13 protein-coding genes and 1 pseudogene are annotated in these 15856 nt (G+C 39.8%); 12 read left to right on the top strand and 2 right to left on the bottom strand.

The window, feature by feature from the left end; genetic code table 11:
- The first annotated feature begins 26 nt into the window (after positions 1-26).
- From ACE198_RS08880 to ACE198_RS08870, 3 genes are all read left to right on the top strand, one after another.
- Positions 27-1193: a cytochrome c3 family protein gene (locus ACE198_RS08880; protein WP_375375261.1), complete on the top strand. Its 1167-nt coding sequence runs from the start codon at positions 27-29 to the stop codon at positions 1191-1193.
- A gap of 277 nt (positions 1194-1470) precedes the next feature.
- Entirely contained in the window at positions 1471-2673 is a 1203-nt protein-coding gene (locus ACE198_RS08875; RefSeq protein WP_251458214.1) for a cytochrome c3 family protein, read from the top strand.
- Positions 2674-2906: 233 nt separating this feature from the next.
- Positions 2907-4805: a cytochrome c3 family protein gene (locus ACE198_RS08870; RefSeq protein ID WP_375375260.1), complete on the top strand. Its 1899-nt coding sequence runs from the start codon at positions 2907-2909 to the stop codon at positions 4803-4805.
- Between the two features lie 125 nt (positions 4806-4930).
- Here the strand turns inward: ACE198_RS08870 and ACE198_RS28025 are convergent.
- Positions 4931-5057, bottom strand: a pseudogene (locus ACE198_RS28025) (transposase); the annotation flags it as partial.
- Between the two features lie 432 nt (positions 5058-5489).
- On the opposite strand from ACE198_RS28025, the gene prfB reads away from it, so the two are divergent.
- Positions 5490-6591, top strand: a protein-coding gene (prfB, locus tag ACE198_RS08865; protein ID WP_098572275.1) for a peptide chain release factor 2 whose coding sequence is annotated in 2 segments (ribosomal slippage) — positions 5490-5561 and positions 5563-6591 — 1101 coding nt in all. Because the reading frame shifts where the segments join, the coding sequence is not laid out codon by codon here.
- Positions 6592-6719: 128 nt separating this feature from the next.
- Here prfB and ACE198_RS08860 read toward each other — a convergent pair.
- Complete coding sequence (locus ACE198_RS08860) at positions 6720-7160, bottom strand: hypothetical protein (RefSeq protein ID WP_375375259.1); 441 nt, start codon at positions 7158-7160, stop codon at positions 6720-6722.
- A gap of 233 nt (positions 7161-7393) precedes the next feature.
- On the opposite strand from ACE198_RS08860, the gene ACE198_RS08855 reads away from it, so the two are divergent.
- The 8 genes from ACE198_RS08855 to ACE198_RS08820 all read left to right on the top strand — a co-directional run bounded on the left by ACE198_RS08855 (position 7394) and on the right by ACE198_RS08820 (position 15845).
- A complete protein-coding gene (locus ACE198_RS08855) occupies positions 7394-8260 on the top strand; it encodes a YitT family protein (protein WP_098572276.1) in 867 nt (288 codons plus the stop codon).
- A gap of 51 nt (positions 8261-8311) precedes the next feature.
- Complete coding sequence (gene cccB / locus ACE198_RS08850; RefSeq protein ID WP_218936502.1) at positions 8312-8656, top strand: cytochrome c551; 345 nt, start codon at positions 8312-8314, stop codon at positions 8654-8656.
- A gap of 250 nt (positions 8657-8906) precedes the next feature.
- Positions 8907-9593, top strand: a complete 687-nt coding sequence (ftsE, locus tag ACE198_RS08845) for a cell division ATP-binding protein FtsE (protein WP_098572278.1) — start codon at positions 8907-8909, stop codon at positions 9591-9593.
- A complete protein-coding gene (ftsX, locus tag ACE198_RS08840) occupies positions 9583-10476 on the top strand; it encodes a permease-like cell division protein FtsX (protein WP_098572279.1) in 894 nt (297 codons plus the stop codon). The genes ftsE and ftsX overlap by 11 nt, the downstream gene beginning before the upstream one ends.
- Before the next feature lie 167 nt (positions 10477-10643).
- The gene (locus ACE198_RS08835) at positions 10644-11924 is read left to right on the top strand and encodes a murein hydrolase activator EnvC family protein (protein ID WP_375375258.1); all 1281 of its coding nucleotides are present in this window, start codon (positions 10644-10646) and stop codon (positions 11922-11924) included.
- A gap of 155 nt (positions 11925-12079) precedes the next feature.
- Complete coding sequence (locus ACE198_RS08830) at positions 12080-13537, top strand: S41 family peptidase (protein ID WP_375375257.1); 1458 nt, start codon at positions 12080-12082, stop codon at positions 13535-13537.
- A gap of 230 nt (positions 13538-13767) precedes the next feature.
- Positions 13768-14958 carry a PDZ domain-containing protein gene (locus ACE198_RS08825; RefSeq protein ID WP_375375256.1) on the top strand — a complete coding sequence of 397 codons (1191 nt, stop codon included), beginning with the start codon at positions 13768-13770 and terminating at the stop codon, positions 14956-14958.
- Positions 14959-15251: 293 nt separating this feature from the next.
- On the top strand, positions 15252-15845 hold the full coding sequence (locus ACE198_RS08820; RefSeq protein WP_098572283.1) for an NADPH-dependent FMN reductase: 594 nt from the start codon (positions 15252-15254) through the stop codon (positions 15843-15845).
- The last annotated feature ends 11 nt before the right edge of the window (positions 15846-15856 follow it).

Raw genomic sequence — 15856 nt, 5'->3', positions numbered from 1 at the left:
AGAGAGAAATTTGGGAGGTTTTAAAAATGAGTAAGATTAGATTGGGTTTATCAACTGTAGTTATGCTTATTTTATTGGGCATATTCAGTGCTGTGGCCTTTGCAGAGGATGGAGTTCCTCCAACCCCAACGAACCCAGCACCTGGAATCCATGTTGGTCAAATTGATAACAATGGTAACCTAAGTACACACAAAACACACGGTAACTTCCAAAACAACACAAACTCTTGTGCAAACTGTCACAGTACACACAACGGGGAAGATGAAATGTTGTTAATGAAGGAAGGAGAATATGATCTTTGTATGTCTTGCCATGATGGCACAATGGGCTTCTATGATGTAACGAAAGGAAGCGGTGCAGGTACATTTGATGATTCACACTTAAGCTCATCCATGCATAATGTTGATTCATCTATCAAAGTCGGAAGTGCTCCTGGTAAATATCTAAATAATTCAACTGCGGAGTTAGAATGTTCTAGCTGTCACAACCCACACGGTTCAGCAAATGACAGACTATTAAATGAAACGGTTGCAGGTAAAGCATTTGCTACATCTATAGTTAATGGTGTACAAACATCTGCTCCAATAGGAACAAAAACGATTGCTCTTGATTTACAAGACGATCCAGAATACGCGGAACTTAACGCTTTAACAGGTACTGGCGGACTGAAAATTACAAAGTCCAATGGCCCTAAGGGATTAGCTGGTTACAATGGTGTGAATGATAAAATCTACTATTCTCAATTCTGTGGAGCATGTCACGATGATTATTTTGCGAAGAGAAATGTAGGTAGCAGCTCTAATCCTATGCCTGGAAAACCAAGTACAGGTTCACCAATCACTGCAACACATACTCACGACACCTACACACATACAACTAATAGCGCGAGCCAAGGTAGAAGTTGTGCTGCTTGTCACTATGCACACGGTACCGATGCTACCGTTATGATGGATGCAGTCGGAAATAAAGTTGCAGATTATACGAAGGCAGTTGCAGACGGCGGAAAAGGCTGGTCTCAAGAAAAAGCAGAATCGTATATGAAAGATGTAAGTGTGAAAGGATCTTCATTAAAGAAATTTACAAACAACGCTGTATGTTTTGCTTGCCACGGATCTAACATTGCAAAAGGACAAGTTGATCCGCAATACCTTGATGGAACTGGGGCTCTTAAAGGTAAAGCAAAAATTAAATAAGGTGCTGATCAACAAATTTCTTTTATAGAAACGTACTTAAACAAGGTAGCAATATAAAATTGTTACCTTGTTTTGTAAATCGAACATGACAGAAAACTACCTATTTTACCTCCTAGATGGTTTGTTTTCTGATAATATATGCTTTTTTATATGACTATGAAACTCAAAATTATGAGTCTTTTTAAGGGGGTGATATAGAAAAAAGAAAAAACTTATCATTATTAACCTATGAAAAAAAGAGAGAAAGAGACAGAAGATTTATGGGAGGTTTTTTAGAATGAGTAAGTTGAAATTTAGTTTGTCTGCATTTTTAGTGCTTGTATTAGTGAGCATGTTTGGTGCGTTTGCAACTGCAGCAGAATTCACCCCCACTTCAACAAACCCAGCTCCTGGGATTCATGTTGGGGACGTTGATAACGCTGGAAATACCAACACACACAAAACACATGGTAATTTCCAAAACAACACTAATTCCTGTGCGAACTGTCACAGTACCCACAACGGGGAAGATGAAATGCTGTTAATGAAGAGCGGCGAAAAAGAACTGTGTATGTCATGTCATGATGGTACAATGGGCTTCTATAACGTTAAAGTTGCTAGTGAAGCAGGTGTAATTGACTCTCACGAAATGAATGCCTCTATGCATAATGTTGATTCAGATTTAGAAGTAAAAGCAGCTCCTGGTGCATTAGCTAATACATCTACTGCTACTTTTGAATGCTCAAGCTGTCATAATCCACATGGATCTGCGAACGACCGTTTATTAAATGAAACTGTCGCAGGAAAGCAATATGGTAACAACTATAATGTTACCATCGTTGGATATACTGAAACTATTACTAAATTGAATAAAATTCCAGTGGGACAAAAAGCAATTAAGCTTAATTTAGTAGAAGATCCTGCATATGCAGACATCAACAATAGCAGTACTATGTCTGGGTTAAAAATTTACAAATCAAATGGTATTTATAATAAACCAGCTGACGGATTAACCCAAGCACAGGTGTATGACTACAAATTAAATTACTCAGAATTCTGTGCAAGCTGTCATGATGACTACTTAAAGAATAGAGAAAATGGACCGAGAGAAATGAAAACCACTCAAGGTCATGAGCTATTCACACATACAACAAACAGTACGAAGCAAGGCCGCAGCTGTACAGCTTGTCACTTTGCTCACGGTACTGATATTACAACATTAAGAGACACAGCAGGTAAAACAATTGAAGATTTACAAAAACCAGTTGCAGATGGTGGAAAAGGCTGGACTGAAGCAACAGCGAAGGCTTATATGAAAGAAGTAAGTCCAAAAGGCTCATCCTTAAAGAGATTCACAAACATGTCTGTATGTTGGGCTTGTCACCAATCTACACACCAAATCGCCAATACACCTGGAACAACAAACTATCCAAATACTACAGATTATAAAAACTACTTAGTACCTGGTGGAGATTACTCAGGTAAAAACTTAATTAAATAATAAAAAAAGCTAACAAATAGCCCCACTATTTGTTAGACTTCACTAGGTTTTACAGTAAAGATTTAAAAGTAAACAAGGTGGCAATATCACTATTGTTACCTTGTTTTATTATTGCACCCGCGTGAAGAAATTGTCAAAAATATTTAATTTACCTATGAAAATTAATGTTAAATCAGTTGATATAATAGATATAAGGTTTATATCTAATTTACGAAAAGTAAAGGATGAATAGTATGAAAAGGAAGAACTACAAACGAAAGCTTATCGCATACCTTGTTATTTGGAGCGTTGTTCATAGTTCCCTCCTTTTTAGTTCTCCTGATAACATTGTTGTATCAGCTTCAGCTGTTCCTGAAATCCAGATATTAACTCCCAATGAGGGCACTTTGTTAAATGCTCCACTAGTTGAATTTACTGGAACTATTTCGGATGATCTAACATCTGCAGATAAACTCACTGTCAAGGTTTTTGAACAGCCGGAGGATTCACAGCAGCCTATTGATATTACGGGTGAAGGGAAACTATCGATGATTCCGAACGGGACCGCTGCAGACTTCTTATACTCAAAAGATTTTAGTGAGGGAGTACATGCCGTTACATTCGTCGTCACAGATGAGGATGGGGTAAGCGCTAAGGCAGAGCATACCATTACTGTTAAGTCCGAAGGGACAGTGACAAACGAAGATACTCCTGTAATAGTAACAACAGAAGATACTCCTGAAACGACAGAACATGTATCTGACAACCCAGTTACTTCTACTGAGGAAGCAAAGCCAACAACTGATGAGAGTTCTGCATCCACCGAAAAAACAAATACATCCCAGGCAGCCATTGAAGAGGAAGGCGCAAGGCCATATATGTACAAAATGTATCTTATTCCAAAAAATGCGGCCGATCAATATGAACCTGGGAAGAGTGTACCCAGCAGTTTTCTTCCTGTAGAGGATATGACTCGAGTACCCTTGAATTATGTAATATTAGTAGATGTAAGGAGTACCGAACCATTAACTAAAACACAACCATTGTTAACATCTTTTGGAGATATTAAAGGAGACGAGGATTTAATTGCAACAACTTTATTAACAGATAATCTCAAATCCTATGTTTATACATTTACACCTGATCTAAACTTTAATCCCGGTACTACATATGATGTATATCTCAATCCGAAATTCTCAACTGAAACAGAGAAGGTAATTATTCCTCGATTCCTTAAATTCACTACTGTTAGTGATTATAAAAATACTGAATTTCAGGTCGACCGGGCAGCAGATGAAACAATTGATAATGATTCTATACACGGACCGTTTTCGGTGGTAACCAGTGCATGTTCCTTTTGCCATAGTACCCATAATGGAAAAGATGAGCTCCTTCTAAAGGGGGGAAAGGGTTCTACTGAAAACGATATGTGTATGGCTTGTCATGATGGAACAGGCTCACCAAAGATAGAAGACAATAACAGTCATAGTAAACACTATACAGGTTCTACTGTAAGTTGTTCTAGTTGTCATGATCCACATAATCCAGGGACGAAACAAAATCCAAACAGCCTGCACCCTAAGGAAGGGACGGATCCTTATTATAATTATAAAAAAGCAGGTACAGCTACTGGTGCTCTAAGTGACTACTCCTTATGCTTCAGCTGCCATGGGAATGGAAAAAAGACAAATATTGAAAAGTATTATAGTGATGGAACCCTTAAAAGCCAATCGGGTCATAATCTTCAGGCACAAACGGAGAGTGGTATCTCGTTAAATGGGCAGTTTCCATGTGCCGAGTGCCACGAGACACATGGAGCAACCAATATTAAGATGTTAAGACCAGAGCTAGGAAATACCAAACTAAGTGGCCAAAAGCCTGAAAGTGATCAGCTTGATGATAATTGGTTTAGTAAATCCACAACTAATTGGGATGCAGATGCTCAACGAAAATTTTGTCTATCTTGTCACAATGGCAAAACAGATCTTTATGGTAAACAAGGTAAAGCCATATACGATAAAGAAACGGGTGATCCAATTAATCCAGCCAATGACGGTCATGATCGAGAAAGCCAAAAAACTTGCGCTGAATGTCACAGTGATAGTCAATCCTTTATGGAAACAGCACATGCACCTAAAAGGATAACTCCATAAAAAAACGAGCGGACACTCCGCTCGTTTCATATTGTAGACAAACGGCATTCGATGAGCATAATCGAATGCCTTTTTATAGTTTTTTGCTCGTAAGAGCAAAATTTTGACCTTTCCTATACCTATATCTAGGCCATTTCTGGACTTTTCCATGTCCAGTTGGCCATCTTTTTCAAATTCATGGCGCAAAAGTAAGCATCGCGTGCGTGGACAATTTTTTTAGGCCTCTTAAGGTTGTCCAAACATACCATGCTTTAAAGATCATTAATGATTTTATAACCCTGTTGATTGGAGTGGAAGGCGGCGAAGACTCCTGCGGGAGTACGGGACAGGGGAGACCCCGCAGACGCTGAAAGCGGCGAGGAGGCTCCCCGGCACGCCCGCGGAAAGCGAAGCCGCCTGGAACGGAAATCAACAGACTAGTTTAATGTAGCCAAACAAAAAGACTGTCGATTTAAAACCCGAAATCCTTCGGATTTGTCGACAGTCTGAGACGAGCGGACACTCCGCTCGTTTTTTACTTTTGTTTTTTCAACCATTATGACAACCCAACAATCTTCAAAGGCATAAACTTTTTAACGACCAAACTTTGAAATTTAGTCGTATATCACGCTATAATAGTTAAGGAACTGAACATTGATTTCGGAATAAAATACGATATAGGTAATTTTTATAGAGGTGAAGACAATGGAATTAGCAGAAATTCGTAATGAACTTGAAAAATCAGCTAAGAAATTAGCGGACTTTAGGGGGTCTCTTTGACCTTGAGAATAAAGAAGCAAGAATTGCTGAATTAGATGATGAGATGCTTCAACCTGATTTTTGGAACGATCAGCAGGCTGCACAAACCGTCATTAGTGAGGCAAATGGATTAAAGGATCAGGTCAATGAATTTTATGATCTAAATAGCAGCTTTGAAAATTTAGAATTGACCTATGAACTTGTCAAAGAAGAAAATGATGAAGAATTGCGTGGAGAGTTGGAAGAGGAACTCGGGCAGTTAACAGCGCGTTTGAGTCAATTTGAACTACAGCTTCTTCTTAGTGAGGAGTATGACAAAAATAATGCCATACTGGAACTTCACCCGGGTGCGGGCGGTACGGAATCACAGGACTGGGGCTCGATGCTGCTGCGGATGTATACTCGCTGGGCGGAGAAAAAGGGCTTTAAGGTTGAAACCCTTGATTACTTGCCCGGAGATGAAGCGGGGATTAAGAGTGTTACGCTCGCGATTAAGGGGCATAATGCGTACGGCTATTTAAAAGCGGAAAAAGGGGTCCACCGTCTGGTAAGGATTTCTCCATTCGATTCCTCAGGCCGTCGTCATACGTCTTTCGTTTCCTGTGAAGTCATGCCTGAACTCAATGATGACATTCAAATAGAAGTCCGGACAGAAGATTTAAAAATCGATACCTATCGGGCGACAGGTGCGGGCGGACAGCATATTAACACGACCGATTCGGCCATCCGGATTACCCACTTGCCAACAGGTGTAGTGGTTACATGTCAAGCGGAACGTTCACAAATTAAAAACCGCGAGGCAGCCCTGAAAATGCTAAAGGCCAAGCTGTATCAATTGGAAATTGAGAAACAAGAACAAGAGCTTTTGGAAATACGAGGCGAACAAAAAGAAATCGGCTGGGGAAGTCAAATTCGTTCTTACGTTTTCCATCCATATTCGATGGTGAAAGATCACAGAACCAGCACAGAAAGCGGGAACGTTCAGGCAGTTATGGACGGGGATTTGGACCAGTTTATTAATGCGTATCTCAGATCAAGAATTTCATAAATTGGACATATTTATAGCCTTTGCCGACTAATTCGGCAAAGGCTTATTTTTTGGGAACTATTTGCCGTCTAGGTGAGGAGTGCTTGATCGTTACGTTGAGGATAAGTAGATTACTCTACATTTTGAAGTTACACTTCCGCAGAGAGCATTTCAAACATCTTATCATGATTTTCCAATTTGTTATCGATGTGTCTAAAAAAACTTCTAAATTCTGTTGCATTATTGTTAACGGTTTGCTCGAGTGAGTGAATACTTTCCTCCACTTTATCTAATCGATGGTTTACACCAATAAATTGTTCATCCACCGCATTGAACCGCTGATCCATAGTATCAAGTCTAGATTCGATTTTATCAAACCGCTGATCCATAGTATCAAGTCTAGATTCGATTTTATCAAACCGCTGATCCATAGTATCAAGTCTAGATTCGATTTTATCAAACCGCTGATCCATGGTATCAAGCCTAGATTCGATTTTATCAAACCGCTGATCCATTTGTTCAAACCGCTTATCAATCTTTTCGAACTGATGGTTCATTTGTTCCATCATTTGCATTAACAACTGCTCCATTATGCTCACCTCCTATTCAACATATTATAACATTAATTGATTTTTTTTTTAGCAAAACCATCCCTAACCTAGCCAAGAGAACAATCCTTATAAAAACCGCTTTACTGGCAAATGCTAAGAGAAAAATTTAATCCTTTACCACGTCAACTTACTGCCATTTACACCAATATTTACCCATGCTATACTCACTTTCGGTTAATAGAAAGTATATAAATTTTGAGGAGAATAGCTTTATGAATATCTTAAGCAATTTAACACTTACCTATCCTAAAACGAGAATAGCTATCGATTATCTATTTGTATTAATTGGTGCCGCAATCATTGCATTAACCTTTAATGTTTTCTTACTTCCCAACCAAGTAGCCTCAGGTGGAGTAAGCGGTATTAGTACGATTCTAAAAGCAGTGCTCGGGTGGGAGCCGGCCTATGTTCAGTGGGCTTTTAATATCCCCTTATTTATAGCTGGTGTAGTTTTATTGGGAAAGCAGTTTGGTGTGAAAACCCTTGCGGGAACGATTTTTTTACCATTAGTCGTTTTTTTTACAAGGAATTTAGATCCTTGGACAAATGATGCCCTCCTTGGGGCTTTGTTTGGGGGAATTGGTGTCGGACTTGGACTGGGCATCGTCTTCAGAGGAAGAGCATCGACAGGCGGAACGGACCTGGCAGCGCAAATTATTCATAAATATACAGGTTTTTCTCTAGGACGATGCGTCGTCATAATCGATGGTTTAATTGTGCTTGCTGCTGCGATTGTATTTGATATTGAAAAAGGATTGTATGCATTGATTGCTCTTTATGTAACAAGCAAAACAATCGATCTAATTCAGGTCGGTTTCGGCCGATCAAAAATGACAATGATTATTACGGGTAAACAAGAAGAAGTTCGTGAGGGAATCTTGAATAAAATTGACCGTGGTGTGACAAAACTATCAGCATATGGTGGTTTTACTGACCATGAACGACCAGTTCTAATGTGCGTGGTTGATCAATCAGAGTTCACAAAATTGAAACAATTGGTCAGAGCACTTGATCCATCTGCATTTGTCGTTGTTATGGATGCTGCTGAAGTGCTTGGTGAGGGTTTCAAACGGCCATAGGATTGGTATAATAGGGCAATGATGGTAATATTTTCTGAAGGGGGTAACAACGTGAAAAAGAAATTGCTTACATTTTTGATGGGAACTGCATTAGTAATGGGTCTGGCTGCCTGTGGAGGCGGAGATAAAGACACAAGTAAAGACACAGATAAAGACACTGGAACTGAAACAGCAAGCAGTGATGAAGCAGCGAAGATTTTTGATCAGAAATGCTCCAGCTGTCATGGCGGCGATCTAACAGGTGGTATGGGACCAAATCTTACCAAGGTTGGCTCAAAGTATTCTAAGGACGAAATATTGAATATTATTAAGAATGGTAAAGGGCAAATGCCTGCAAAAGTAATAACTGGCGATGATGCAAACAAAGTTGCTGAATGGCTTGCAGCGAAAAAATAATAGACTCGGGAAGCGTTCTGTTTTGAAAAAACAGGACGTTTTTTATTTTACCCTAAATGAGAAATTTGTCGGGTTTTGTAATTCTTTGAAAAGAAACTGTAATATTTTTACCGCTTTTTTTAACAATTTATGATGTTATAATAGAAATATGCGAAATTATGCACATATTTTTTTGTTATCCGAGTCCATTTTGCAAATAAAAAAGATAATTGTCGAAAAATTCGAGATGTCTTTAATAAAGGTGATAAAAATGATAGAACTACAAGATGTTTATAAAAAGTACCCAAATGGAGTTTCGGCCATAAATGGGATAGACGTTCGGATCAACCAGGGCGAATTTGTCTATGTTGTTGGACCAAGTGGTGCCGGAAAATCGACATTTATTAAAATGATGTATCGTGAGGAAGTTCCGACTTCTGGGACCATCACTATGAATGGTGTGAACTTGGCCAAATTAAAAATGAAAAAGGTCCCGATTTTCAGACGGAATCTTGGCGTTGTTTTTCAGGATTTTAAGCTGCTTCCGAGATTAACTGTTTATGAAAATGTTGCCTTTGCCTTAGAGGTAATCGAAGCCCAGCCGAAAGTAATCAAAAAACGAGTGATGGAAGTTCTTGATCTTGTTAACTTAAAGCATAAAATAAAAATGCTGCCGTCCGAGCTTTCAGGCGGAGAACAGCAGCGTGTTTCGATAGCTCGTTCGATTGTCAATTCCCCGAAAGTCGTGATTGCGGATGAGCCTACCGGAAACCTTGACCCTGAAACATCATGGGAAATTATGAAAATATTTGAAGAGATTAATTCAAGAGGAACGACGATCGTTATGGCAACCCATAACCGAGAGATTGTTAATACATTACAGCAACGAGTAATTGCCATTGAAGGCGGTAAAATCGTGCGTGATGATGAAAGAGGTGAATACGGTTATGAAAATTAGAACCATTGGCCGTCACTCACGAGATAGCTTAAAGAATATCAGTAGAAATGGCTGGATGACTTTTGCATCGGTAAGTGCTGTTACTGTTACCCTGATTTTAGTTGGTGTCTTTTTCGTTATTATGATGAATCTTAATAGAGTAGCAGAAACGATAGAAGATGACGTGTCAATTCGCGTTCATATTGATGTCGCTGCAAACGCTCAAGATCAGCAAAAACTTAAAACTGAGATTGAAAGTATACCTGAAGTAAAAAGTGTCACCTTCTCCTCGAAACAGCAGGAACTAGACAATTTAGTAAATAGTCTTGGGGAGGAAGGAAAGTCCTTTAAACTTTTTGAACAGGATAATCCTTTAAACGATGTCTATATTGTAAAGACGAAAAAACCGACAGATACGATGCAAGTAGCAAAACAAATCCAAAACTCTACTTATGTTGCCAAAGTCAAATATGGTCAGGGCAAGGTGGAGAAATTATTCAAGTTTATTAAAGCAAGCCGCAACGTCGGAATTGTATTAATTATCGGCTTATTCTTCACGGCTATTTTCTTAATCTCGAATACAATTAAAATTACAATTATTGCAAGACGTAGAGAAATTAAGATTATGAGGTTAGTAGGTGCAACAAATACGTTCATCCGTTGGCCGTTCTTCTTAGAAGGACTATGGCTGGGTGTAATCGGATCAATTTTACCAATTATCCTAATTTCCATTGCCTACTATCGTGCTTATGATTATATTGGTCCGCGGCTTGAAGGAACTTTCATTAAAGTACTCCCATTTGATCCATTCATGTATCAAGTTTCCGGCATTCTTATTCTTATGGGTGCTCTGATAGGAATTTGGGGAAGTTTAATGTCTGTTCGTAAATTCTTAAAAGTATAATCCAGTTCAGGAAGGATGGTACCAGTATCCTTCCTGATTTACTGTTATCCGACCTATAACTAGGATAGACGCATGAGTCCTTCAAAATGTGCCGTGCAGCAGCATTCGTCATAATCAGGTAAACATGAATTTACCTGTACATAGAGAGGTAGGAGGAGAAATCGGAAATGAAAAAATCAGTAATCACCATCACCGCTGCACTAGCGGTCGGACTAGGAACAATATTTGGCGGAGTTTCTGTTAAAACAGAAGCTGCATCAATCTCTAGTCTAAAAGGTGAACAAAATAAAATACACGAGAAACGTTCTAATTTACAATCAGGTATCAATCAAGCGAATGATAAGATCAACACCTTAAAAGATCAGCAGGCTGACGTAAAGAGTGAAATGAAACGCCTTGACTTTGCGATTGAAGATACAACCACAAAAATCGCCGATAAATCCAAAAAGATAACAGATACACAAGCGGAGGTTTCGAAACTTCAAGCGGAAACAAAGGTGATTAAAGAGCGAATTAATAAGCGAAATGTCCTTTTGAAGGACAGGGCCCGCAGTTATCAGGAAAATGGCGGGATGGTCAATTATTTAGATGTGTTAATGGGATCCACCAGCTTTAGCGATTTCATTGACAGGGCCAATGCAGTTGCCACGATCGTGCAGGCTGACCAAGAAATTATTAAGCAGCATGAGGCCGATAAACAGGAACTCGCACAGAAACAAGCAAAGGTAGAAAAAGATCTAGCTAGCCTTGAGCAGATGTTAGCAGATTTAAAAACTATGAATCAGCAATTAAATGTACAAAAGAAAGAAAAAGATAAAATGTTAGCAAGCCTTAAAGACCAGGAAGAAGAAGTCCATGAGGGCATGATGGAATTGAAAGAAGAGGAGCAACTTCTTGCTGCTCAAGAGGCCGCGATTCAAAAGGCCATTCAAATGGAAAAAGAAGCTCAAGCTAGAGCAGCAGAAGAAGCGAAAAGAAGCAGAACCACAAACTCAAACAGTGGAAATGATAGTGGTCCTAAATCTGACAGCACACCTAATGTTACGAGCGGAGTTTGGACCCAGCCGGCTTCTGGATATCGTAGTTCTGGTTTTGGCGGCCGTGGGGATGGGAATCACTATGGTGTCGATATTGCCAATGGAACGAAGGTGCCAATCGTTGCGGCGGCCAATGGCGTGGTGATTAGATCCTATTATTCTAGCACGTATGGAAATTGTATTTTTGTTTCACACTCGATTAATGGACAAGTGTATACAACTGTTTATGCTCATATGACCCAGCGTTATGTTGGCAGCGGGGCAAGTGTGAAAAAGGGCCAAAAGATTGGTCTGATGGGAAATACTGGTGCCTCAAGAGGGCAGCATTTGCATTTTGAACTTCATAAAGGACCATGGACACAGGATAAACGTTATGCCATCAATCCTGTCGGCATTGTTCCATTACCATAATAATTGGAGAAGCCTCGGGCTTCTTCTTTTTTTTATACCTTTCAATCATCATATCTCGTCCACTCTTTACATATATGTAAATAATCGGGCAGGAATTTGGTGCCTTTTTAGAAAAATAGATAGGACAAGCATTTTTAACTTGAGGAGGACCTGAAATGAATCGTAGATGGATTGCCTTATTGATGACGGGTTCGCTCCTGACAGGGGCGGGGGGCACATACGCAGGCATGCAGTTATTAAATCATAAAGATGGCAGTAATCAACTCGACCTAGTGAAAACCCCGAATGATAATGGGGTTAGTTCGGCGGAAAAGGTTGGAGACCTAGAAAAAGTGGAGAATGCCTATGATCTTATTTCAAGCAGGTATGTTGAAAAAGTAGATCAGGAAAAGTTGGTAGAAGGTGCGATTCAAGGGATGTTATCTGTCCTTAAAGATCCGTACTCTGTCTATATGGACAAGGAGACTGCCCAACAATTCACTCAAACGTTGGAATCCTCATTCGAAGGAATCGGGGCTGAGGTCGGCAAGGTCGATGGGAAAATTGTGATCGTCTCTCCGTTCAAAGGTTCTCCTGCTGAAAAAGCAGGCATTAAGCCAAATGATCAAATTTTAAAGGTCGATGGAAAAAGTGTGGAAGGGCTGGACTTGAATAAGGCAACCCTCAAGATTCGCGGGAAAAAAGGGACGAAGGTTCAATTATTAATTGCGAGAAAAGGGTTGAAAGATCCATTGTCCATTGATGTCACACGTGATGAAATTCCTCTTGAAACGGTCCATGCATCTATTAAGGAACATGATGGCCAAAAAATTGGCTATATCGAACTAACTTCTTTTTCAGAGGATACAGCTGCTGATTTTGAAAAGGAATTAACCGCCTTAGAAAACGATCATATTAAAGGATTGGTTATTGATGTACGAGGAAACCCCGGCGGCCTCCTTGATAGTGTTGGCGAGATATTAAAGGAATTTGTCCCGGAGAATAAGCCATATGTCCAAATTGAGCAGCGAAATGGCGATAAAAAACGATACTTCTCCAATCTTACGGAGAAGAAGAAGTATCCCGTGGTTGTCCTTGTTAACAAAGGCAGTGCCTCCGCATCCGAAATTCTTGCCGGTTCCCTACAAGAAGCGGTTGGTTACCAACTTGTTGGAGAAACTACCTTCGGAAAAGGCACCGTTCAGCAGGCTGTGCCGATGGGGGATGGAAGTAACATCAAGCTGACGTTATTTAAATGGCTGACTCCAGATGGAAATTGGATTCATAAAAAAGGGATCAAACCGGATGTCGCCATTAAACAACCCGCGATTTTCTCCACCCATCCGATTCAAGTGGAAGAGACATTGGAAGAGGATATGAACAATGAGCAAGTCAAGAATGCCCAAGAAGTGTTAGCTGGCTTAGGATTCGCCCCAGGCCGGACGGATGGTTATTTTAGTAAGGAAACGACGATGGCCGTTAAAGGATTCCAGCTCCAAGCAAACCTGGAGCCAACTGGAAAAATTGGTCCAGAGACCGCATCCAAACTTGAAGAAGCAGCCATCGCGGAAATGAAAAAAGAGAAAAACGATCTGCAGTTACAAACTGCATTGCGATTAATAACGAAAGACTAAAGCAGGGGCTAAGGCCTCTGTTTTTCTTGTATATCAAATTATATAATTAATTGTGATAAATGGAATTAGTTCTCCGAATCCAGCTTCAGCGCTTTTTTTTTGCTACAGTATTATTATCATTTTCTAAAAACTAGCAATATGTTTTATGGTGTTAATTTGGTAAAATACTCTTTAGGAGACTTTTCCATAATAGATTACTAGAAATTTTTAATAGAGGCAGGTGACAGGAATTGGTGCAAATATGGCTTGTAGAACTTCTGAAAGGGACAGGCAAGTTATTTCTTCATCCTGTTTTATACTATCTCGTTTTCCTTGCAGCGATTTTAGGCGTAAGGAGGGTGAAACGTGAGCGGAAAAATTTCCATATTCGGGCACATGATGCCTATTTCGAACTTCGACAGTTATTTCCACCAGGCATTTTAATAGGTCTTGTGATTTCAGTAATTGTTATTGCGGCAGGAATCACGGTTCCATTCGCAACGATTCTGCTAATTGCTGGATTTACATTTTTGTGGTCACTCACGACAAATGTCCGCTGGATTTCGCCTGCCTACACGATGGGGGCAGCCTTTTTCTCCATCATATTGATCGCGGAAAATCATTGGTCGATCCCGCTTTTCTCGAAGTCGTTTGCGGCATTAAGTGACAAGATCTATCCTTCTATTGTCGTTATGCTTGGGTTGATGCTAATCGCAGAAGGGATGCTCATCCTTAAAAATGGAAGTTTTGGGACATCCCCTAAACTTGCTAAAAGCAAACGCGGTCAAAATGTAGGTTTACATGAAGGTAAGCGTCTCTGGATGCTGCCAATCTTCTTACTTATTCCAGGTAATGCGCTGCAGCTTCCCTTTGACTGGTGGCCCGTTTTCCATTTGGGTGCCCAAGAGTACTCGCTGATTTTTGTTCCATTTGCGATTGGGTTTCATCAACAGGTCAAAGGAATGCTTCCTAAGATTGCGATTGAGCTTCATGGCCGCCGGGTAATTCTCCTTGGAGTGTTTGTGACAATTCTTTCTGTTCTAGGCTATTGGTTCCCGCTCAGTTCGATTGTAACCGCTGCTCTGGCTGTTCTCGGCCGTGAGTTTATTATTTTACTCGCTGGCATGAAGGATGATAATCTCCCGTTTTATTTCTCCAAAAAGAATCAGGGCCTGATGATTATCGGGGTTATTCCCGAGTCACCCGCAAGTAAAATGGATTTACAGGTGGGTGAAGTGGTTACGAAAGCCAATGGCGTCTTGGTACGTGATGAAAAGGTGTTTTACGAAGCACTGCAAAAAAACCGAGCCCATTGTAAACTAGAGGTCCTCGACACAAACGGAGAAATCCGTTTCGTCCAACGCGCCCTATACGAAGGCGACCACCACGAACTAGGCATCCTCTTTGTACAGGACGATCGTAAATATGATGTTGGTGCCTGACACCAAAAACCACTTAGCCATTTGTGCTAAGTGGTTTTTTTATGAGGTTTAGAAATAATTAATAATATCTTTGTAAAATCTAAAGTTAATTCGATTGACAAGAAACCATAAATATTATACTATTACTTTGAATTAAAGATATATTAATTAATAATACTTGATTTATTAATACTTTAATTAATAATATCTTGGTAAGGATGTTTGTAGGAAAAAATCCTATAAACAAGCGTTTTGTTTATTCCAGAACACTACGTATTTTTCATATAAAAAATTTTTTATAGGTGGTGTTGAAGATGGGTTTTTTAGGTAGACTATTTGGTGATTCAACAAAGGAGGAAAAAACAATGACAAAATTAAACATTGGGATTATTTTAGGCAGCACACGTCAAGGACGGGTTAGCCCGCAAGTTGGGGAATGGGTGAAAGGAATTGCTGACAAACGCGGCGATGCAAACTATGAAATCGTGGATATCGCAGACTTTAATTTACCATTCTTAGGTACAACAGACGGTTCAGAACCAGGAATCGCACAATGGAATACAAAACTTGCGGAATTAGATGGCTTCGTATTCATTGTTCAAGAATACAATCACAGTATTACAGGTGCATTAAAGAACGCCATCGACTTTGCACGTGAGGCTTGGTATAACAAGGCAGCAGGTATTGTTAGCTATGGTTCAACCGGTGGAGCACGTGCTGCTGAACATTTACGTGGCATTCTTGCAGAACAAAAAGTAGCGGATGTTCGTACACATCCAACCTTGTCATTATTCACAGACTTTGAAAACGGCAGTGTTTTCAAACCAGCTGAATTACACCTTACAAATGTAAATGCTATGCTTGATGAAGTTAACCAATGGAGCGGCGCATTAAAAACAATCCGCTAAAAATGAACAGG

This window comes from Neobacillus sp. KR4-4, assembly GCF_042136325.1.
Lineage (GTDB): Bacteria > Bacillota > Bacilli > Bacillales > Cytobacillaceae > Neobacillus.
The sequence above is the reverse complement of the archived record's forward strand: the minus strand, read 5'-3'. Positions and strand labels throughout refer to the sequence as shown.

Coding starts and splice junctions, on each gene's coding strand:
- ACE198_RS08880 (WP_375375261.1), top strand. CDS start 27: ATGAGTAAGATTAGATTGGGTTTATCAACTGTAGTTATGCTTATTTTA.
- ACE198_RS08875 (WP_251458214.1), top strand. CDS start 1,471: ATGAGTAAGTTGAAATTTAGTTTGTCTGCATTTTTAGTGCTTGTATTA.
- ACE198_RS08870 (WP_375375260.1), top strand. CDS start 2,907: ATGAAAAGGAAGAACTACAAACGAAAGCTTATCGCATACCTTGTTATT.
- ACE198_RS08860 (WP_375375259.1), bottom strand. CDS start 7,160: ATGGAGCAGTTGTTAATGCAAATGATGGAACAAATGAACCATCAGTTC.
- ACE198_RS08855 (WP_098572276.1), top strand. CDS start 7,394: ATGAATATCTTAAGCAATTTAACACTTACCTATCCTAAAACGAGAATA.
- ftsE (WP_098572278.1), top strand. CDS start 8,907: ATGATAGAACTACAAGATGTTTATAAAAAGTACCCAAATGGAGTTTCG.
- ftsX (WP_098572279.1), top strand. CDS start 9,583: ATGAAAATTAGAACCATTGGCCGTCACTCACGAGATAGCTTAAAGAAT.
- ACE198_RS08835 (WP_375375258.1), top strand. CDS start 10,644: ATGAAAAAATCAGTAATCACCATCACCGCTGCACTAGCGGTCGGACTA.
- ACE198_RS08830 (WP_375375257.1), top strand. CDS start 12,080: ATGAATCGTAGATGGATTGCCTTATTGATGACGGGTTCGCTCCTGACA.
- ACE198_RS08820 (WP_098572283.1), top strand. CDS start 15,252: ATGGGTTTTTTAGGTAGACTATTTGGTGATTCAACAAAGGAGGAAAAA.